Here is an 18928-nt window from a genome sequence, read left to right as displayed (position 1 = left end):
GGGACGGCCGCCCGAGGCGTCGCGGTCCGGGCCGGGCACGTCCGCGGAACAGCCCCCGAGGCGGGGCTGGCCGAGGGCCGCCGTCGCGGTCTGCGCGGCGCTCACGGTGAGCGCCGCCGTGCTGCTGACCGTGCTCATCCCTCCGGCGTTCGACCAGCAGCGGGGTGCGCAGGCCGGGCCGCGGCTCCCCGGCACGCAGCCGCCGGTGCTCACCCAGTCGCCGATCGGCGAGTCCACCCCGATCAGGACCAGGTCGTCCCAGGAGCAGAGTGCGCCCCCCTCGACGCCTGTCTCGGTGCCTGTCTCGAAGCCGCCCCCGGTGACCCGCCCGGCCACCGTGCCGGTGCCCTCGCTGGTCGGCATGAGCAAGGGCGCGGCGACCAAGGCGCTCAAGAAGGCCGGCCTGGCTCTGGGCGCGGTCACCGAGACCGACTCGCCGGAGAAGATCGGCCGGGTGCTCGGCAGCGAGCCCGCCTCCGGAGCGGAGGCGGCCAAGGGCAGCAAGGTCGCGCTCGAGGTGTCGAAGGGGCTGGCGGTGCCCGCGGTCATCGGCAAGCGGCGCGAGGCCGCCGAGACCGCCCTGACCGACGCGGGCCTCGCGGTCGGGACGATCGGCCACACCTGCTCCCGGCAGCCCGGCGGGCAGGTGGTCGGCAGCGATCCGGAAGCGGGCAGCCGCGTCGCCGGCGGCACCCCGGTCGACCTCACGCTGTCCCGCCGAGGTACGGCCGTGCCGTCCGTCGTCGGCCGGGCCAAGGCGGACGGGCGGGCGGCGCTGCGGGACGCCGGCCTGCGGGTGCGGGAGCGCGGGCAGATGGTGAAGGACGAGGCGCGCGTCGGCACGATCCTGCGCCAGAGCGTGAAGGCGGGCAGTTGCGCCAGGCCGGGAACCGCGGTGCTGATCGTCGTCGGCGTGGCCGGTCAGACGGGCCCGCCGGACCCCGGTGAGGAGCCTTCACCGACCCCGAGCGGCCAGGTCACCGGCGAGTGACGCGGTTCGGCCCGGGCCGGGGGCGTGCGCCGTCCGTACCCGGGCAGTTGAGGTCTCATGACGAAGCTCTTCAAGCTCATGGCAGCGCGCTGGCTGGCCCGGACCCCCTGGGGCCTGGCCCTCCTCGGAGCCGGATGGTTCCTGAACCGGCGGCGCAGGCGGCAACGCGAGGAGGATGAGACGCGGCGTTCGCAGCGGCAGGTGACCACCCACCGGTGACCCCGCGCGGTCACTTCAGCGCACCCGCCGTCAGACCCTCGACGATGCGGCGCTGGAAGAACAGCACCAGCAGCACCAGCGGGATCGTCACCAGCACGCCCGCCGCCATCTGCGTGCCGAACGGGGTGTCGAACTTGGCCGCCCCGGTGAACTGGGCGATCCGCACCGTGGCCGTCTGACGGGACTGGTCGTTGACCATGGTCACGGCGATGATGAACTCGTTCCAGGTCGCGATGAAGGCCAGGATCGCCGTGGTGAAGACGCCCGGCGCCGCCAGGGGCAGCATGACGCGGCGGAAGGCGGCGAAGGCGGTGCAGCCGTCGATCATGGCGGCCTGCTCCAGCTCGTACGGCAACTGCCGGAAGAACGTCGTCAGGTTCCAGATGGTCAGCGGCAGGGCGAAGGACATCGACGGGACGATCATCGCCTGGTACGTGTTGATCCAGCCGATCGTCGTGAACAACTTGAGCAGCGGCACGATGAGCAGCGCCCCGGGGAACATGGACACGGCGATCACCAGGGCGAGGATGGCGTTCTTGCCCCGGAAGACCAGCCGGGCCAGCGCGTACGCCGCCATGGTGCCGATCAGGAGGGTGACCGCCGTGGTGGTGCCCGCGACGACGAGGCTGTTGACGAGCGAGCGGCCGAAGCCCATGCCCTCGGCGAAGACCGCCTCGTAGCTCTCCAGCGACCACGGCGCGGGCAGCGGCGACTTGTCGTGGATGTCGGCGGTGCGGCGGAAGCTCGACACCACCATCCAGTAGAACGGCACCAGGCAGTACAGCGCGATGCCGATCATCCCGGCCCTACGCCACATCGCGGGCCTCCTTCCCGCGCGAGCGCACGTCGCTCAGCAGGTCGGCCCCGAGCAGCTTGACGAACACGAACGCGATCACCGCGATGTAGCAGAACAGCGCCGTCCCGTACGCGGAGGCGGGCCCGTAGTGCACCCGGGTCGCCTCGTCCCAGATGAGCCCCGAGAGCGTCTCCACGGACTGCTTGCGCGGCCCGACCAGCACGTACGGCAGGTCGAAGATGCGCAGCGCGTCCATCAGCCGGAACAGCACCGCCACCAGGAGGGCGGGCTTGACCAGGGGCAGCGTGATGCGCCAGAACGTCTGCCACGAGGTCGAGCCGTCGACCCTGGCGGCCTCGTACACACTGGACGGGATGATCTGCAGCCCGGCCAGCACGAGCAGGCCGACGAAGGGGGCGGTCTTCCACGTGTCGGCGATGATCACGGCGAGCTTGGCCCAGGGGCCGTCGGCGGTCCAGAGGATGTCGGTGCCGAGCAGGGTGTTGGCCACCCCGTCCGCCTGGAAGATCCACTTCCACATCAGGCCCGCGACCGCGGTCGGGACCGCCCACGGGATGAGGATGCCGGCCCGCAGGAACGCCCGCCCCCTGAAGGCCCGCCGCATGAGCAGCGCCATGGCCATCCCGAGCACGACCTCCAGCGCCACGGTCACCACGGTGAACAGGGTGGTGTTGAACGCGGCGTTCACGAAGCGCTGCTCCACCACGCCCGCGTAGTTGGCGAGCCCGGCGAACCATTCGCCCTCCACCACGAACCCGTCCGCGTCGAGGCGCTGGCCGCTCTCGTAGAACGACTCGCGCATGGCCGCGACCAGCGGGTAGAAGACCACGAGCGCCAGCACGACCATGGTGGGCGACAACATGGCGGCGGCCGTCCACGACTGACCGCGCGGCGCCGGGCGCGCTCTCACGTCAGCAGCGGGCCGAGGGCCGACTGCAGCTCGGTCAGCGCCTGGTCGACGGGCTTGTCGCCGGTGACGATGGCGTACGCGGACTCCTGGATGGCGGCGGTCACGTCGCCGTACCTGACGGCGGCGGGGCGCGGCACGGCGGCGAGGATGCCCTCCTTGAGCGCCGGCAGGTACGGGTACTTCTTGACCAGCTCGGGGTCCTCGTAGATCGCGGTGCGCGCCACCGGCATCGAGCTGGTCTGGGCGAACGCCTTGACCTGGGCGGCGCTGGTCATGAACGCGACGAAGTCCCTGGCGCTCTGCTTGTGCTTGGAGAAGGCGGAGACGGCCAGGTTGTTGCCGCCCAGCGTGCCCGCGCCGGGGCCGTCCAGCCCGGGGATGGGCGCCACGTCGAACTTGCCGGCGACCTCGCTGGAGCCGTCGGTCTTCTGCGCGGCCTCGTAGCCGTAGGCCCAGTTGCGGTAGAAGAGCAGCTTGCCCTCCTGGAAGGCGACCCGTCCCTCTTCCTCCTTGTACGTGATCGCCTCCTTCGGAATCATGCCGCTCGTGAACCCGTCGGCGAGGAACTGCGCCGCCTGCTTGGCCGCTTCGCTGGTGACCTGGGGTTTGCCGGAGTCGTCGAGCAGCCGGCCGCCGGCCGAGGAGACGGCCTCGGCGAAGTTCACGGTGAGGCCCTCGTACTTGTCGAACTGGCCGGCGTAGCAGCTCATGCCCTTCTGCTCGGGCAGGACGTCCGCGCAGATCCGCTTCATCTCGTCCCAGGTCTTGGGCGGCTCCTTGACCAGGTCGGTGCGGTAGTAGAGCAGGCCGGTGCCGGTGAACAGCGGCATCGCATAGAGCTTGTCGCGATATTTCGCTGTTTCGATGGTGGTGGGGAGGAAGCCGGTCGTGTCCAGCTTCAGCTCGTCCACCCACCGGTTGGCGGCGAACTCGCTGGTCCACACGGCGTCGATGAGGACGACGTCGCCGGTGTCCGACTTGGTCTGCGCGCTCTGGATGAGCTTGCGGCGCTGCTCGTCGGCGCTCTCCGGCAGCAGCACGACCGTCGCCTGCTCGTCCGGGTGCGCGGCGTTCCAGGCGTCGACGATCTTCTGTACGGACTCGGCCTCGAACTTGCCGCCGAGGAACGTGATCGGGCCGCGCCCGCCGCCTTCCTGCTCGGCCGGAGCACTCGCGGGAGTCGTCGAGCCGCAGCCGGCCAGTCCCGCGCCGAGCACCAGCGCGGCGGCGATGTGGGTTGCCTTCAACGGGGGGTTCCTTCCAGGGATACGGTCTCGCCGCGCAGCCGCGACCGCTCGGCCGCCCAGGCGATGAGGTGGCTGTGCAGGCTTTCGCCGGGCGAGGAGAGGATCGGCGCACGCTCTCGCGTGGCCACCGCGGTCAGGAACGCCTCGACCATCGCCCGGTCGCCGCCGCCGTGCCCGCCCCTCGCCGTCGCGTCGCCGGTGGGCCGGGTGTCGATGGTCTCCGAGCGCCCGGTGACGAAGTCGGTCACGGTCAGGCGGTCGCCGTCGCCGTCGATGGAGCCGCGGGTGCCGAAGACGCGGGTCTGCCGGTGCAGTGCCGGGGTGAAGGCCGTCATCGTGAACGACGCCGTCGCGCCGCCCTCGAACTCCATGTTCACGACCTGGTGGTCGACCACGTCGTTGTCGCAGGCGTAGACGCACCTGCCGTACGGGCCGGTCCTGAGCGCCTCCAGCACCCCCTGCTCGGAGACGTCGTCGGTGATCACGGACAGCGGCCACTCGTCCGTGCCCGCGAGCGGCAGGTAGATGCGCCCGGCCGAGTAGGGGCAGTCCGGCTCGGCCGGGCAGTCGAGGCAGCGGCCGGCGGCGTTCTCCGGGCGGTTCTCGGGGCGGAAGTGCTTGAGCCCGCCGAACGAGGAGACGCGGGTGACCTGCCGGCCCGTCAGGTACACCAGCCAGTCGAGATCGTGGCAGGACTTGGCCAGCAGCATGAACGTCGACTCGTCGGCCCGCCGCCAGTTGCCCCGCACGTACGAGTGCGCCTGGTGCCACCAGCCGACCGGCTCCAGGTGCTGGATGTTGACGATCTCGCCGACCCGTCCCGCGTCGAGCAGCTCCTTGAGCGCCCTGGTGTACGGCGTGTAGCGCAGCACGTGGCAGACGGCGAACACCGCGCCGGAACGTTCGGCGGCTCGGACGATCGCGTGGCAGTCGTCCTCCGAGACCGCCATCGGCTTCTCCAGCAGGATGTCGTAGCCCAGCTCGGCGAAGCGCACGGCCGGCTCGACGTGCTCGCGGTCCTGAGTGGCGATGACGACCGCGTCCGCCTGGCGGGGCAGCGCGGCCAGCTCGCGCCAGTCGGCGTACGGGGTCGCTCCGGGGAATTCGGCGCGGCGGCGGGCGAGCGGGTCGGCCACCGCCACCACGCGCGCCCGGCCGGTCTCGACGGCGTGGCCGGCGTAGGAGGCCCCCCGCGAGCCCGCGCCGACGATGGCGAGCGTGACCATCCAGCTCCCTCACTTATGTAACCAATTCACGTATGTCGGCTGATGCTAAGATCCGGGCTGGTAGTCGTCAATAGGGAAGTTATGGGGAAGGGTCTCATAAGTGACCGAGCTCCGGCCGGGTGACGCGTCGCTGCTGCGCAAGGTGAACACCCGGGCCACGCTCAGTGCCCTGCGCCGCGAAGGTGTGGCCACGCTGACGCAGCTCGGCCGCATCACCGGCCTGTCCAGGCAGACGGTCGAGGCGGTCCTCGACGAACTGGGCGAACGCGGCTACGTCAAGGAGGTGCCGCCCGACGAGGGCGCGATGGGGCGGCCCGCGCGGCGCTTCGGGTTCCGCGCCGACGCCGGCCACGTGGTGGGCGTGGAGGTCGGCGGCGACACCATCGTGGCCGCGCTGGCCGACCTGGGCGGCGAGGTGATCGCCTGGGAGCGGGCCGAGGTCGACGCCGACGCCGCCGCCCACGAACGCCTGGACGCCGCCCGCCGTGCCTGCCTGGCCTGCGTGGACGGCGCCGGCGTCGCGCGCACCCGCGTGTGGGCCGTGGCGGCGGGCACCTCCGGCATCGTCGACCGCACCGGGCGCGTGTCGCTGTCGATCACGTTGCCCGGCTGGACGGGTGTCGACCTGGCGGGCCTGGCCGGGCGCTGGTTCGGCTGTACGGCGCTGGCGGCCAACGACGCGAACCTCGCCGCGCTCGCCGAACACTGGCGCGGCAGCGCCCAGCACGCCTCCGACGTCGTGTACGTCATGATGGGCCGCCGGGTGGGCGCCGGCATCCTGATCGGCGGCCGGCTGCACCCGGGCCGCGCCGGGGCGGCGGGCGAGATCGGCACGCTGCGCCAGGTCGGCTGGGAGGACGCCGCCCGCGAACTCGTCAAGGGCGCCTCAGCGGCCGAGGTGTTCGAGGCGGCGCTGCGCGGCGACCGCGACGCCCGCCGCCGGGTCGACCGCTACGCCGAGACCCTCGCCATCGGCGCCTCGGCGCTCGCCCTCGCCGTCGACCCCGATCTGCTGGTCCTGGGCGGCGGCCACGCGCGGGTGGGCGACGTGCTGCTCGACCCGGTCCGGCGGCACCTGGCCGAGCTGTGCGTGAGCGTGCCGGAGGTGGTGGCGTCCACGTTCGGGGACGAGGGGGTGGCGCTGGGGGCGGTACGTCTCGCGCTCTCCCACGTGGAGCACGAGATCCTCGGTCTCTAGCCGCCCGGCGCGGAGGGTGGTGAATCCTGCCAGATCGCCTGGCACGACTCCAACATGGCCGCCCTGACCTGCTCCTCCGGCAGATCCATGGTCTTGACCGTGCCCCACTGCAGTGCGCCCAGCAGGGCCCAGCCCTTGAGCCTGGTCTCGGGGCCGGGGTCGTCGCCCACGAGCTTGGCGAAGATCTCGTCCCTGAACGTCCTGATCACCGCGCGCTCCGAGCCGGGCGAGACGGGGGAGACGGAGTCGTCGCCCGCCAGGTCCTCCATGAACAGGCGGATCACCGAGCGGTAGCGCACCGCGAACCCGACCAGGGCCTCGACGAAGTCGTCCCGGCTCTCGTGGCCGGTGCCGAGCAGCGCCAGCATGTCGTCGGCCGCCGGCGAGAGCAGTTCGGCCGCCAGGCGGTCCTTGGGGTGGAAGTGGTAGGCGACGGCGGTCTTGGTCAGGCCGACGGCGGCGGCGATGTCGGCCAGCGACGTGGCCGCGTAGCCGCGCTCGGCGAACAGCTCGCGGGCGGCGGCCAGGATCCGGGTGCGGGTGTCGTCGGCTGTGGTCATCGTCTCATTTCCCTATGGGAGACAGCCTTCCCAATATTTCCCGCTTTATCGTATGTGCTGTACGACCGTACTGGACGGCCGTCGAGTGGGGGCTGAGCGATGACGCGGTTGCTGGGACGGCTGGGCGGCTGGTGCGCGGGCCACGGGCGGGTGGTGCTCGCCCTCTGGGTGGTCCTGGCGGCCGCGCTGATGGGCGGCAGCCTCGTGTTCGCCGCTCCCACCAGCAACGACGCCAGCATCCCCGGCACCGACGCGCAGCGCGCGCACGACCTGATGAAGACCGGCTTCGGGCCCGGCTACGCCGCCGGCGGCACGGTGCAGCTCGTCCTCTACACCGGCGACGGCCGCCTCACCGACGCCGCGCGCAAACGTGCCGTCGAGCGGGCCGTCGTCCGGGTGCGGGACATGCCGCACGTCGTCCAGGTGGACTCGCCGTACCGTGTCGGCGGCATCGCCTCCAACCTGCAGATCGGGCTCATCGGCATCCGCATGGAGGGGCACGACAGCGACAAGATAGCCGAACTCACGCAGAACATGTCGAAGGCCGCGGACCCGGTGCGGGCCGCCGGGATCGAGGTGGTGCCCGCGGACAGCTCCACCCCCGCCGACAAGGAGATCGAGACCGGCCCCAGCGAGGTCATCGGCGTGCTGTGCGCGCTGCTCGTGCTGGTGTTCGCGTTCGGGACGCTGGTGGCCGCGCTCATCCCGATCTTCACCGCGCTGGTCAGCGTCGCCTCGGGGCTCGGCCTCATCGGGCTGCTCGGGTGGGTGGTCGACATGCCCAAGCAGGCCGGCATCATGGCCACGATGATCGGGCTCGGCGTGGGCATCGACTACGCGCTGTTCCTGCTGTCCCGCCACCGGCGGCTGCTCGCCGATGGAGTGCCGGTCGTGGAGTCCGTACGCCGTACCGTGTCCAGTTCCGGCGGGGCCGTCGTGTTCGCCGGCGGGACCGTGATCATCGCCCTGAGCGCGCTGATGCTGGCCGGTTTCCCCCTGCTGGCCACGCTCGGCTGGGTCACCGGCATCTCCGTCGTCGCCGCCGTACTGACCTCCATCACGCTCGTCCCCGCCCTGCTCGGGCTGCTCGGCCACCGCGTCAACGCGCTGAAGGTGCCGTTCCTGCGCGGCGCCGACGGCTCCGGCGCCGGCTGGGCCGGACTCGGGCACTGGGTCGCGCGCCGGCCGTGGCGGGTGTTGTTCGCCAGTGTGCTCGTCCTGGGAGCGCTGGCCGCGCCCGCGCTGGCACTGAAGCTCGGTCCCCTCGACGAGGGGTACGGCACCCAGGGCTCGGAGTCGCGGCGGGCGTACGAGCTGATGGCCGCCGGATTCGGGCCCGGCGCGAACGGACCGCTGCTCGTGGTCGCCGAGCTGCCCTCCAAGGTCGCCGAATCCGGCGACCCCATCGTCGGCCAGGTCACCCGAGCCGTGGACGACGTCGAGGGCACCGCCCACGTCGGCGAGGCCAAGGTGAACGCCTCCGGCCGGTCCGTCCTGCTCCAGGTCGTCACCGACTACGCCCCGAGCGACCCCCGCGCCGCCGGCGTGGTCAGGGACATCAGGGACATCGTGCTGCCCGGCGTGGACCTGCACGTCGGAGGTGAGGTCGCCGGGCTCACCGACGCGGGAGACCGCATGGCCGAACGCACCCCGCTGGTCATCGGCGTGGTCGTGCTGCTGAGCGCGCTGCTCCTGCTGCTCGCCTTCCGCGCGCCCGTCGTCGCGGTCAAGGCGGCGGTGATGAACCTCGTCTCGCTCGGGGCCGCGTTCGGCGCGCTGGCGATGGTGTTCTCCATCGGGCTGGGCAGCGGGCTCGTGGGCATGGACCCGCCGGCCGGCTCGTCGTACCTGCAGACCATCTTCTTCTCGGTGCCGATCGAGAGCTACGTGCCGCTGATGTTGTTCGCGGTGCTGTTCGGGCTGTCGATGGACTACGAGGTGTTCCTGCTGACGGCGGTGCGGCAGGCGTACCAGCGGCACGGCGACAACGCGCGGTCGGTGGCGGAGGGGCTCGGGTCGACGGGCCGCGTCATCACGTCCGCCGCCCTCATCATGGTGGCGGTGTTCGTGGCGTTCGTCGCGTACCCGGACCCGCTGGTCAAGACGTTCGGAGTCGGGCTGGCCGTGGCCATCGCGGTGGACGCCACCCTCATCAGGGGCTTCCTCGTGCCGGCCACCATGGTGCTGCTCGGGCGGCTCAACTGGTGGTGCCCGCGCCGGCTCGACCGCGTCCTGCCGAACCTGTCGGTGGAGGGCCATGAGGAGGACGAGGCCCCGGCCCCGCCGCGCCGCGAGCCCGCCGGGGCGGGGGTCTGAAGCCGGCCCCGTCAGTCGGAGTCGGTCAGGTTGCAGGCAGGGACCCACCCCACGACGCCGGTCGCCACGTTACGGCCGTGATACCACAGGGTGCTCTGGAAAAAGTCGCAGCGGTAGAGGCCGTGCTCCTGCGACCGGTCCGACTCGAACCCCTGGCCCGCGTAGCCGATGCCGGCGCGGCCCGAACCGGCCCTGGGCTCCGTCCAGATGACCACGCCCCGGGCGCCGAAGTCGTGGACGTCTCCGGCAACGGCGGACTGGGTCTGCATCCCCGTCATGACCAGCCCTGTGAGCGCCCCGGCCATGGTGACGTTCCTGATGTGCACCGGCTCTCCTCTCCGTGGTGTAGGTAACACACGGTAAGAGATCCGTCACGTATCGTTCCAGCGGCTTTGCCTGACCTCGACCGGGGAGCGTCGACGTCACACCATGTACTGGTCGTGGCGCAGGTAGAGCTCCGTCCACTCCTCCGGGCTCAGCTGCCGGCCGGTGGTGGCGATCTCGGCGAGCTCCTCGAAGTACGACTCCCGCGGGGCGCCCGGCGTGAACAGGATCAGCATCGTGGCCGGCTCACCCGACTCGTTCTTGAAGGCGTGCACGCCGCCCTCGGGCAGGAACAGGAAGTCGCCCGGCCTGCCGTCGGCCCACTTGTCGCCGTTGTAGAGGCGGATCGTGCCCGACAGCACGTAGAACGACTCGGTCATGGTGCGGTGGAAGTGCGGATCGGGGCCGCCGGGGCGCGGGCCCATCTCGTACCGGTAGAGGCCGTACGCGCCGTCCGTGGAGCCGCCCGTGGCGAGGTAGTGCACCTGCGTGCCTCCCACCCCCATGGACAGGTCAGGCTCGCGGCCGGAGAGCGCGAAGGTGCCGCTGTGCTCGCCGGTCTCGCCGAAGTAGCGGGGCTCGGGATAGGACATACCGCCTCCTCTGATCTTTTGGAGGAAGTCTAGGAACCCGCCGCCCCGGGCGGCCACTGCGGGGAGGCGGTCACGCGTGCAGGGTGGGCCGGTAGATGAGCTCCTGGATGCTGCCGTCGAGCGTCCGCGTCTCGATCAGTTCGAGGTCGAAGTCGGCCGCGTTCTCGAAGATCGGGGAGAGTCCGGTCCGGCCGGTGATCACCGGGAACAGCGTCACGTGGACGCGGTCGACCAGACCGGCGGCCATCAGCGCCCGGTTCATCGACAGGCTGCCGTGCGAGCGCAACGGCACCTCGGACTCCTCCTTCAGCCGCGCGACGACGTGGACGGCGTCACCGCTCACGACGGTCGCGTCCGGCCAGTCGAGGGATCCCTCCAGCGTGGTCGACACCACCGTCGCCGGCAGGTTCCTCATGCGCGTGACCCACGGGTCGCGCACCTCGGACTCCTCGGTGCTGGAGGCCAGCATGCGTGCGAACGCCCGGTAGGTGTTGGCCCCGAAAACCATCCGCTGGTCCTCGTTGTACAGGGCGAGGCGGTGGTTCAGGAGCTCCGGGCCCTGCTTGCCCCAGTAGCCGGTCCAGTCGCCGCCGGCGCCGCCGAAGCCGTCGAGGCTGGAGAAGACGTCGAAGGTGTAGGTCACGGTCATGCTGCTCTCCCAGGAACGTTCGATCGTGTCGGGATATGGACCGGCGGCCACGGCGAAACTCATCGCTCCATCCGCGGTTCGCGTCGTGAGCTCCGGTCTCCTGCCGAGAACTGGTCGGGAAATACGCGAAAGGCCGAGTTCGGGCTGGCGGCCCGGGCCGCCCAGCATGTGATCAAGAAGGTGTGCGGCGCCTGTCGCACGCTGCACGCCAACCTGGCCGCCGGGAATCTGGGCAAGCCCGGATCGCCGCGCCGTCTCAAGGCCGAAGCCCGGCCGATCTGTTTCCGGTCGCTGGCGGCCCAGCCGTATGACGACCGGTGCCTGTCCTGGCAGCACGAGGCTGCAAGCTCGGTCGTTCACGGCCGAGAAGCTGACAAGGTGATGACCGTGCGGGCGACGGTGCCCTGGCGGACGTGGTCGACGGCCTCGTTGATCTGGTCGAGGGGCAGGCGTTCCGTGATGAGGCCGTCGAGGTCGAGGCGGCCGCGGAGATACTGCGCCGCGAGCATGGGCAGGTCGCGGTGGGGCGCGGCGTCGCCGCCCTGGGTGCCCATGAGGCGGCGGGAGGCGAACAGCAGGCCGGTGTCGATCTGCGCGGGGTGGCCCTGCGGTGGGCTGCCGACCATGACCGCCGTCCCCCCGGGCCGGGTGGCGGCGAACGTCTGTGACAGTACGCCGGGGGCGCCGGTCGCGTCGAAGGCGTAGTCGACACCGCCTTTCACGAGTTTCCCCACCTGCCCGGGCAGGTCCGTGGCCAGGAGGGTGTGGGTGGCGCCGAAGCGTTCGGCCAGTTTCAGCTTCGGTTCGGCCACGTCGGCGGCGATGATCGTGGTCGCCCCCGCGAGCACCGCCCCTTGAATGACGTTGAGTCCGACGCCGCCGCAGCCGACGACGAGGACGGTGGCGCCGGGCGGCACCTTGGCGACGTTCGTGACGGCGCCGACGCCGGTGACGACGCCGCAGGCCAGCAGGCACATGGCGGCGGAGGGCGCGTCGGCGGCGATGCGTACGCACATGGTCTCGGCGACGACGGTGTACTCGGCGAACGAGCCGATGCCGATGAAGCGGCGGGTCTCCTGGCCGTCGAGGGTGACGCGCGGCGGGCCGCCCATGATGGTGGGGAGCCGGGCGGGGCCCGAGCAGAGGTGGAAGTGGCCCGCGCCGCACGGGCGGCAACGGCCGCAGGGGCCGTTCATCGCGATGATGACGTGGTCTCCGGGCTTGACGGTGGTCACCCCGGTGCCGGTGCTCTCGACGATCCCGGCGCTCTCGTGTCCGAGGATGTACGGCGGCCGGCTCGCCACCGGGCTCTTGCCGTCGATGGCCTTGAGGTCGGAGCCGCACACGCCGGACGCCTTGATGCGTACGCGCACCTCGCCGGGGCCGGGGTCGGCGATCTCGACCTCGCGGATCTCCATGGGGGCGTGGAACCTGGTCAGGACGGCCGCGCGCATCAGCATGCGCCAAACGGTAACCCGGCGCCGAGATGGTGAGCAAGCGGTTGCTCGGGAGCCCGTTGACACCCCTGCCGGCCGAACTTACGCTCACCGCAAAACCAAGCGAGCGCTAGGCCAAATCGCTAGGGAGGCCCTCATGGTACGGCGGGGCACGATGGCACTCACCACGGCCGTGGCGCTGGCGATCACCGGCTGCGCCGCCCAGCAGCAGGCCGCGGGCGGCCAGGGCGGGGCCGCGCAGGGCGTGACCGCCACCAGCGTGAAGGTCGGCGGCGTGCTGACCGAGACCAGCGCCAGCGGATACTCGACCAAGGACGCCGAGGTCGGCACCAGGGCCAGGTTCGAGCGGGCCAACGCGGAGGGCGGCGTGCACGGGCGCACGGTCGAGTTCCTCGGAGCGGAGGACGACGGACAGGACGCGGCCAAGGGCGACGCGGCGGCCAAGAAGCTCGTACAGAAGGAGCAGGTCTTCGCCCTCGTGCCGGTGCACGCCCCCAACTTCGGCGGCGCCGCCTTCCTCGAACGGGAGGGTGTGCCGTGGTTCGGCTGGGCGACGGGCCCGCAGTGGTGCGGCACGAGGACCGGCTTCGGCTACAACGGCTGCCTGGCGCCCGAGCAGGGCGCGGGCTCGCAGACGTGGTGGGGCAGGCAGATGGCCGACCTGCTCGGCGGCTCCGAGGGCAAGAGCGTCTACGTGCAGACCTCCGACTCCAGCGGCAGCAAGTACGGAGGCACCACGATCTCCCAGTCGTTCACCGCCGCCGGGTTCGAACTGGCCGGGGTGAACTCCGGGCTCCCGGCCGCCGCGCCGCCACCCGACTGGCTCCCGTACGTCGACAAGATCATGACGTCGGACGGCGGCGAGCCCCCCGACGTCGTGGTCTCCGTGATCGCGGGCACCAAGTTCAACGTCGGCCTGTACGCGGCGCTCAAACGGGCCGGATACCGCGGCGTGCTGACGGACGCGACCAGCTACGACGCCGCAATCCTCGACGACCCGGCCAGCGCGCAGGCGCTGGAGGGCGTGATCGCGGCGCCGATGTTCGAGCCGTTCGAGTCGGACGCCCCCGAGATCGCCCAGCTCAAGCGGGACGTCGAGCGGGTGTCCCCGGGAGCCGAGCTGACCCAGCACCTGGCGATCGGCTACTGGGCCGCCGACATCTTCCTCGACCTGCTGGACAAGACCGGAAAGTACCTGTCCAGGGAGAAGTTCCTGGCCACGGCCAACGGCTCGTACGCCTACGAGAACCCCGGCTTCGGCAGGATCCGCTACCCCAGGGACCACGACGAGCCGAACGGCTGCGGGGCCCTGGTCAGGCTGGAGAACGGCGCCTTCAAGGTGGTCAAGAACCTGAAGTGCTTCGACAACGTGCCGCTCACATGATCGCCGGCTACGTGCTCAGCGGCCTGGTCACCGGGGCCGTCTTCGCCATCATGGGATCGGGGCTGACGCTGTCGTACGCGGCGACGGGGGTGTTCAACTTCGCCCACGGTGCCGTCGGGTTCCTGTCGGCTCTGCTGTTCTACGAGCTCAACCTGGCCGCTGGGCTGCCCGCGTGGCTGTCGCCGCTGCTGTCGGTCGTGGTGTTCGCGCCCGCGCTCGGCTACGTGCTGCACAAGGCCATGTTCGAGGGACTGGCACAGGCGGGCGAGACCGCGCAGATCGTCGCCACGATCGGGCTCACCATCGCGCTGCCCGCGCTCGGACTGCTGGTGGTGGACGTGGCCGGCCTGCCGCCGGCCGACGCGACCGCGTTGCCGCGTGGCGTCGGACCGTACCCGGCGCGGGCGTTCGACGTGGCCGGTGTGCGCCTGGACAGCGACCAGGCGATCACGTTCGGCTTCTCGGTGGTGACCGCGGCCGGCCTGTGGGCGTTCATGCGGCACACCCCGTACGGGCTGCGCATGCGTGCCTCCGTCGACCGCCGCCGCCTGGCCACGCTCAGGGGCATCGACGCCGGCGCCACGTCGGCGCTGGCCTGGATGCTCGGCTCAGGCCTGGCCGGGCTCGCCGGGGTGCTGGCCGTCTCCGTGCTCGGGCTGGACGCGACCGCGTACACGGTGTTGCTGTTCGCCTCGGCCACGGCGGCGGTGTTCGGGCGGCTGCGGTCGATTCCCTGGACGTTCGCGGCCGGGCTGGCGCTCGGCGTGGTGCAGAATCTCGTCGCCGGCTACACCGACTTCCTCGAAGAGGTCACCGGGCTGCGTACGGCCGTGCCGGTGATCCTGCTGTTCGCCGGGCTCGTGCTGCTCAACAGGTCGCGCGAGCGGGTGGCGGGCAGCGCGGCCGAGGACGCGCCGCCGCCCGACCACCTGGCCGGGCTGCCGCCGTGGCGGCGCCGCCTGCCGTGGGCGCTGGGTCTGGCCGCACTGGTGGCGTTCACGTTCGCGGGGCCCGCCTACTACGTGGGGGTGGCCGCGCAGGGGCTCGTACTCGCGTTGATCTTCTGCTCGTTCGTGGTGGTGACCGGGATCGGCGGCATGGTCAACCTGGCCCAGGCAGCCTTCGCCTCGATGGCGGCTCTGACCTGCGGGTGGGCGTTCTCGTCGGGGCTGCCGTTCGCCGTGGCGATCCTGCTGGGCGTGCTCGCGGCGGCCGCCGTCGGCATGCTCGTGGCGCTGCCCGCGCTGCGGCTCGGCGGGCGGGTGCTGACGCTGGCCACGCTCGCCATGGCGCTGCTGGCCGACCAGGTGTTGTTCCAGGTGGACGCGTTCAGCAACGGCACGATCGGGTGGTCGCTGCCGGCGCTCGGGTTCGGCTTCGCCGACACCTCCGACCCGCGGGTGCGGGTGATCGTGCTGCTCCTGCTGATCGGCGCGGTGGCGCTGCTCGTACGGAACCTGGAGCGGTCGGCGTCCGGCCGGGCCATCCTGGCCGTGCGCTCCGCCCCCGCGGCGGCGGCGACGTCCGGGCTGTCGGGGCCGCGTACCAAGATCACGCTTTTCGTGCTGGCGTCGGCGATCGCCGGACTCGGCGGGGTGTTGTACGCGATCTCGAAAGGGTCCATCACCGCGACCGACCTGCCCGCCTTCGCCGGGTTCGTCTGGCTGGCCGTGGTCGTGCTGCAGGGTGTGCGCAGGATCGGCGGCGCGGTGCTCGGCGGCCTCATCGCCGTGGCCGTGCCCGAACTGCTGGCCGCCTGGGACGTGTCCGCGCACGTCGGCGCCATCCTGTTCGGCGCGGGCGGGATGATCCTGGCCAGGCATCCCGACGGAGTGCTCACCCAGCTCGCCGAGCTGCGCCACCGCCGCAGTGCCCGCCGCAGTGCCCGCCGCAGTGCCCGCCGCGGGGCCCGCCGCGGGGAACCCGAGCCGGTACCTCCGGCGGCCCCCGCGAGACCGGCGCTGTTCACGCTGGAGGGCGTGGTCGCCGGCCACCAGGACTGCACCGTGCTGCGCGGCGTCGACCTGGCCGTCGACCCCGGCGAGGTGGTGGCGCTGCTCGGCGCGAACGGCGCCGGCAAGTCCACCACCTGCGCCGTCGCCGCCGGGGACCTGCCCGTCACCGCCGGCCGGATCCTGCTGGACGGCGAGGACATCACCACCTGGCCCGCCCACCGCCGGGCGCGGGCCGGCATCCTGCTCGCACCCGAGGGCCGGGGCGTCTTCCCCGGGCTCACCGTGGAGGAGAACCTGCGGACCTGGCTGCCCGACCCGGGACCCGTCTACGAGCGCCTGCCCCAGCTGGCCGGGCGCCGTACCGTGCCCGCCGGGGCGCTGTCCGGCGGCGAGCAGCAACTGCTCACGCTCGCGCCCGCGCTGGTGCGGCCGCCGCGCGTGCTCATCGCCGACGAACCGTCGCTCGGCCTCGCGCCCATGGTGGTGCGGCAGGTGTTCGAGGTGTTCGCCGAACTGCGTGAGCGCGGGGTGGCGCTGCTGCTGGTCGAGGAGAAGGCCACGGAGGCGCTGGCGATCGCCGACCGGGTCGCCTTCATGCGGCTGGGCCGCGTCACGTGGGCGGGGCCGAGGTCCGAGGTCGACAGCGAGCGGCTGAGCGCCGCCTACCTGGGAGTGAGCTGATGCTGGCCGTCGAGGGGGTGTCCGTGGCGTTCGGCGGGGTCAGAGCGCTGGACCAGGTGTCGTTCGAGGTCGGCGCGGGCCTGGTGTGCGGCGTGATCGGGCCGAACGGGGCGGGCAAGACGACGCTGTTCGACGTGGTGTCCGGGCTGCGCAGGCCGAGCGAGGGACGGGTCAGGCTCGCCGGGCGGGACCTGACCGGCGTGTCACCGGTCAGGCGGGCGCGGGCCGGGCTGCGCCGTACGTTCCAGCGCACCCAGGTGTTCGGACGGCTCACCGTGGCCGACAACGTGCTGGCCGCGCTCGACTGGCACGGCGGAGGCGGCGGGATCGCCGCCGACCTGGCCGGCTGGCCAGGCAGGCGGCGGCGCGAGCGCGAGCGGCGCGAGCGCGTCGCCGAGGTGCTGGAGTCGTGCGGGCTCACCCCGCTGCGCGACGCGTACGCCGCCGCGTTGCCCGTCGGCGGGCGCCGGCTCGTCGAGCTGGCCAGGGCGCTGGCCGACCGGCCCGAACTCCTCCTGCTCGACGAGCCCACCTCCGGGCTGGACGGCGGGCAGACGGCCCGCCTCGCCCAGGTCGTCAGGGCGGTGCGGACGACCGTGCTGCTGGTCGAGCACGACATGGGGTTCGTCATGGACGTCTGCGACCGCGTCATCGTGCTCGACCTCGGCAAGGTGATCGCCGCCGGCACGCCCGCCGAGATCAGGCAGGACCCCGTCGTCAGGGCCGCCTATCTGGGGTGAGCGTGGCGTTCGGTGAAGGACAGGATGCGCTTCCACGCGTCCTGGCAGACTTCGGCCCACTCGCCGTACGAGCGGTCGAAGAACGAGTGCGGCGCGCCCTCGTAGACGTGGGTCTCGTGCTCCGTGCCCACCCGGTCGAGGGCACCCGTGTACGCCTCGAACTCCTCCGGCGTCGAGACCGTGTCGGCCCCGCCCCTGAGGAGGAGCAGCGGCGCCCCAGGACCGTCCTGCGGCGGGTCGATGAAGCGCAGCGCGCCGTAGAAGCCGATGCCCCCGGCCAGGCCGTTGCCCTCGGCCGCCTGCCGCCACGACTGGGAGCCGCCCATGCAGAAGCCCACGGTGAACACCGGCCCTCTGGCCGCCAGCGCCTCGGTCGCCGCCCTCGCGTCGGCTCTGACCCCTTCGGCCGTGAGCTGGTTGACGTGCGTCATGAAGTCGAAGTCGTCGTCGCGCTCCCCGCCGTGCGCCGTGCGGCCGAAGTAGTCGATCGCGATCGTGGGAAATCCCGCCTCGGCGAAGCGTACGGCCAGGTCGCGGTAGAAGGGATGCAGGCCGCGTACGTCGGGCAGGATCACCACGCACCGCCCGTTCGGCTCGGCGGGCTCGGCCCGGTAGGCGAGGAGACGGTTGCCGTCGGCGGCGGTCAGCTCTATTTGTTCATGCGAGGCCACCTCGCCCCGGACGGGCGGGGCCGGTGGTCTGCTGTCGGTCGAATGGCACATGCCGGACAGCATGCCCGGGGCGTTGGGGCAATATCCAGCTCTCGGCGGGGCGGCGTCGCGGGTTTCGCGCCTGGCGGAGCGGCCTTGGTGCCGGTCACGTTCTTCACGCGCGATAGCAGGGCCTCCTCGCCCTCAATTCCAGCTCATAACGGCGCGGGGCGAACCGCCACCCGTGCCCCGTGAACAGCGTGAGCGGGCGGACACGGAGTTCCATGTCGGTGATGTAGTCGGTGGTCTCCGTCTTCTGCATCGTGCTGAACGTCGGCTGGAGGTAGAGCCACGTGTGGTCTTCCTGAGCTATACGAATCAGCGGCGGTTGGTCCTCTCTGCTCCTCTCGGCCCGGCGCCTGTTGTGCGACATGGGGGGCCGTGAATATCGAGGAGAAGCTCGAAACATAACGTGGAAAGGAAAGCCCGTGGCGTTCCACCCCAATCTCGACCCCGAGCTGCGCGCCGCTCTCGAACAGGCGCCCCTGCCGGAGATGAACCTGTCCACGCTGTCGTACGAGGACCTCGCCCGGCAACGGGAGCAGATCGACGAGGTGCTGACGGTGGTGCCGCTCCCGGAGACCGACGTGGTGATCGAGAACCGTCACGTTCCCGGGCCGTCGGGCGCCCCTGACGTTCGGTTACGGATCTACCGCCCGGCAGGGGAGGGAGAGGGGAGGCCGGCGCTCTACTGGATCCACGACGGTGGGATGATCTTCGGCAAGCCCGAGGCCGACGACGCGTCGATGGTCGGCTTCGTCGAGTGGCTCGGACTCGTCGCGGTCTCCGTCGACTACCGGCTCGCGCCGGAGCACCCGCACCCCGCGCCCGTCGAGGACTGCTACGCCGGGCTGGCCTGGACCGCCAAGAGCGCGGGCGAACTCGGCGTCGACCCTGAGCGGCTGGCGGTGGGCGGGGCCAGCGCGGGTGGCTGTCTCTTATACACACCTG

Annotated in this window: 19 protein-coding genes; 8 read left to right on the top strand and 11 right to left on the bottom strand. The window is 71.8% G+C overall.

Annotated features, from left to right (window positions below):
* Both E1295_RS40275 and E1295_RS40270 read left to right on the top strand, forming a co-directional pair.
* Positions 1 to 991, top strand: a 991-nt coding sequence (locus tag E1295_RS40275) for a PASTA domain-containing protein (RefSeq protein ID WP_132639283.1), incomplete at its 5' end; no start/stop codon positions are given.
* Positions 992 to 1048: 57 nt separating this feature from the next.
* Entirely contained in the window at positions 1049 to 1210 is a 162-nt protein-coding gene (locus tag E1295_RS40270; RefSeq protein ID WP_132639281.1) for a DUF6203 family protein, read from the top strand.
* 10 nt (positions 1211 to 1220) lie between these two features.
* On the opposite strand, the gene E1295_RS40265 is transcribed toward E1295_RS40270, so the two are convergent.
* From E1295_RS40265 to E1295_RS40250, 4 genes are read right to left on the bottom strand one after another with little or no spacing between them, the layout of a single operon-like run.
* Entirely contained in the window at positions 1221 to 2027 is an 807-nt protein-coding gene (locus tag E1295_RS40265) for a carbohydrate ABC transporter permease (protein WP_132639278.1), read from the bottom strand.
* Positions 2017 to 2937, bottom strand: coding sequence for a carbohydrate ABC transporter permease (locus E1295_RS40260; protein ID WP_220449132.1), 921 nt, complete (start codon positions 2935 to 2937; stop codon positions 2017 to 2019). The genes E1295_RS40265 and E1295_RS40260 overlap by 11 nt, the downstream gene beginning before the upstream one ends.
* Entirely contained in the window at positions 2934 to 4184 is a 1251-nt protein-coding gene (locus E1295_RS40255; protein ID WP_132639276.1) for an ABC transporter substrate-binding protein, read from the bottom strand. The genes E1295_RS40260 and E1295_RS40255 overlap by 4 nt, the downstream gene beginning before the upstream one ends.
* Positions 4181 to 5410 carry a Gfo/Idh/MocA family protein gene (locus E1295_RS40250; RefSeq protein WP_132639274.1) on the bottom strand — a complete coding sequence of 410 codons (1230 nt, stop codon included), beginning with the start codon at positions 5408 to 5410 and terminating at the stop codon, positions 4181 to 4183. Before E1295_RS40250 ends, E1295_RS40255 begins: the two co-directional genes overlap by 4 nt.
* A gap of 100 nt (positions 5411 to 5510) precedes the next feature.
* Here E1295_RS40250 and E1295_RS40245 point away from each other — a divergent pair, with 100 nt between their 5' ends.
* On the top strand, positions 5511 to 6608 hold the full coding sequence (locus tag E1295_RS40245) for an ROK family transcriptional regulator (protein WP_132639272.1): 1098 nt from the start codon (positions 5511 to 5513) through the stop codon (positions 6606 to 6608).
* On the opposite strand, the gene E1295_RS40240 is transcribed toward E1295_RS40245, so the two are convergent.
* Positions 6605 to 7168, bottom strand: coding sequence for a TetR/AcrR family transcriptional regulator (locus tag E1295_RS40240; protein ID WP_132639270.1), 564 nt, complete (start codon positions 7166 to 7168; stop codon positions 6605 to 6607). The two genes, E1295_RS40245 and E1295_RS40240, sit on opposite strands and share 4 nt — an antisense overlap.
* 99 nt (positions 7169 to 7267) lie before the next feature.
* Between E1295_RS40240 and E1295_RS40235 the strand changes: the two genes are divergently transcribed.
* Entirely contained in the window at positions 7268 to 9484 is a 2217-nt protein-coding gene (locus E1295_RS40235; RefSeq protein WP_132639268.1) for an MMPL family transporter, read from the top strand.
* A gap of 11 nt (positions 9485 to 9495) precedes the next feature.
* On the opposite strand, the gene E1295_RS40230 is transcribed toward E1295_RS40235, so the two are convergent.
* From E1295_RS40230 to E1295_RS40210, 4 genes are all read right to left on the bottom strand, one after another.
* Positions 9496 to 9810 (bottom strand): hypothetical protein, encoded by a 315-nt coding sequence (locus tag E1295_RS40230; protein ID WP_132639266.1) that lies wholly within the window; start codon positions 9808 to 9810, stop codon positions 9496 to 9498.
* Between the two features lie 96 nt (positions 9811 to 9906).
* A complete protein-coding gene (locus E1295_RS40225; protein WP_132639264.1) occupies positions 9907 to 10401 on the bottom strand; it encodes a cupin domain-containing protein in 495 nt (164 codons plus the stop codon).
* 70 nt (positions 10402 to 10471) lie between these two features.
* Positions 10472 to 11113, bottom strand: coding sequence for a dihydrofolate reductase family protein (locus E1295_RS40220; protein ID WP_246080936.1), 642 nt, complete (start codon positions 11111 to 11113; stop codon positions 10472 to 10474).
* A gap of 293 nt (positions 11114 to 11406) precedes the next feature.
* The gene (locus E1295_RS40210; RefSeq protein ID WP_132639262.1) at positions 11407 to 12510 is read right to left on the bottom strand and encodes an alcohol dehydrogenase catalytic domain-containing protein; all 1104 of its coding nucleotides are present in this window, start codon (positions 12508 to 12510) and stop codon (positions 11407 to 11409) included.
* Between the two features lie 133 nt (positions 12511 to 12643).
* Between E1295_RS40210 and E1295_RS40205 the strand changes: the two genes are divergently transcribed.
* From E1295_RS40205 to E1295_RS40195, 3 genes are read left to right on the top strand one after another with little or no spacing between them, the layout of a single operon-like run.
* Positions 12644 to 13891 carry an ABC transporter substrate-binding protein gene (locus E1295_RS40205; RefSeq protein ID WP_166427649.1) on the top strand — a complete coding sequence of 416 codons (1248 nt, stop codon included), beginning with the start codon at positions 12644 to 12646 and terminating at the stop codon, positions 13889 to 13891.
* Positions 13888 to 16527 (top strand): ABC transporter permease subunit, encoded by a 2640-nt coding sequence (locus E1295_RS40200; protein ID WP_132639258.1) that lies wholly within the window; start codon positions 13888 to 13890, stop codon positions 16525 to 16527. Before E1295_RS40205 ends, E1295_RS40200 begins: the two co-directional genes overlap by 4 nt.
* Positions 16527 to 17267: an ABC transporter ATP-binding protein gene (locus E1295_RS40195; protein WP_132639256.1), complete on the top strand. Its 741-nt coding sequence runs from the start codon at positions 16527 to 16529 to the stop codon at positions 17265 to 17267. The genes E1295_RS40200 and E1295_RS40195 overlap by 1 nt, the downstream gene beginning before the upstream one ends.
* Here the strand turns inward: E1295_RS40195 and E1295_RS40190 are convergent.
* Entirely contained in the window at positions 17255 to 17989 is a 735-nt protein-coding gene (locus tag E1295_RS40190; RefSeq protein ID WP_132639254.1) for a dienelactone hydrolase family protein, read from the bottom strand. The genes E1295_RS40195 and E1295_RS40190 overlap by 13 nt on opposite strands.
* Before the next feature lie 103 nt (positions 17990 to 18092).
* A complete protein-coding gene (locus tag E1295_RS49375; protein WP_166427648.1) occupies positions 18093 to 18239 on the bottom strand; it encodes a hypothetical protein in 147 nt (48 codons plus the stop codon).
* A gap of 166 nt (positions 18240 to 18405) precedes the next feature.
* Between E1295_RS49375 and E1295_RS40185 the strand changes: the two genes are divergently transcribed.
* A partial coding sequence (locus tag E1295_RS40185; protein ID WP_132639252.1) for an alpha/beta hydrolase occupies positions 18406 to 18928 on the top strand: 523 nt, incomplete at its 3' end.

The organism is Nonomuraea mesophila (assembly GCF_004352805.1).
In the GTDB taxonomy this organism is placed as follows: Bacteria; Actinomycetota; Actinomycetes; order Streptosporangiales; family Streptosporangiaceae; genus Nonomuraea; species Nonomuraea longispora.
The sequence above is the reverse complement of the archived record's forward strand: the minus strand, read 5'-3'. Positions and strand labels throughout refer to the sequence as shown.

What these genes read in the sequence shown, in the direction of transcription:
- E1295_RS40250 (WP_132639274.1), bottom strand. Translation starts at nt 5,410, where the DNA reads ATGGTCACGCTCGCCATCGTCGGCGCGGGCTCGCGGGGGGCCTCCTAC.
- E1295_RS40200 (WP_132639258.1), top strand. Translation starts at nt 13,888, where the DNA reads ATGATCGCCGGCTACGTGCTCAGCGGCCTGGTCACCGGGGCCGTCTTC.
- E1295_RS40225 (WP_132639264.1), bottom strand. Translation starts at nt 10,401, where the DNA reads ATGTCCTATCCCGAGCCCCGCTACTTCGGCGAGACCGGCGAGCACAGC.
- E1295_RS40195 (WP_132639256.1), top strand. Translation starts at nt 16,527, where the DNA reads ATGCTGGCCGTCGAGGGGGTGTCCGTGGCGTTCGGCGGGGTCAGAGCG.
- E1295_RS40210 (WP_132639262.1), bottom strand. Translation starts at nt 12,510, where the DNA reads ATGCTGATGCGCGCGGCCGTCCTGACCAGGTTCCACGCCCCCATGGAG.
- E1295_RS49375 (WP_166427648.1), bottom strand. Translation starts at nt 18,239, where the DNA reads ATGCAGAAGACGGAGACCACCGACTACATCACCGACATGGAACTCCGT.
- E1295_RS40190 (WP_132639254.1), bottom strand. Translation starts at nt 17,989, where the DNA reads ATGTGCCATTCGACCGACAGCAGACCACCGGCCCCGCCCGTCCGGGGC.
- E1295_RS40220 (WP_246080936.1), bottom strand. Translation starts at nt 11,113, where the DNA reads ATGAGTTTCGCCGTGGCCGCCGGTCCATATCCCGACACGATCGAACGT.
- E1295_RS40235 (WP_132639268.1), top strand. Translation starts at nt 7,268, where the DNA reads ATGACGCGGTTGCTGGGACGGCTGGGCGGCTGGTGCGCGGGCCACGGG.
- E1295_RS40205 (WP_166427649.1), top strand. Translation starts at nt 12,644, where the DNA reads ATGGTACGGCGGGGCACGATGGCACTCACCACGGCCGTGGCGCTGGCG.
- E1295_RS40265 (WP_132639278.1), bottom strand. Translation starts at nt 2,027, where the DNA reads ATGTGGCGTAGGGCCGGGATGATCGGCATCGCGCTGTACTGCCTGGTG.
- E1295_RS40270 (WP_132639281.1), top strand. Translation starts at nt 1,049, where the DNA reads ATGACGAAGCTCTTCAAGCTCATGGCAGCGCGCTGGCTGGCCCGGACC.
- E1295_RS40240 (WP_132639270.1), bottom strand. Translation starts at nt 7,168, where the DNA reads ATGACCACAGCCGACGACACCCGCACCCGGATCCTGGCCGCCGCCCGC.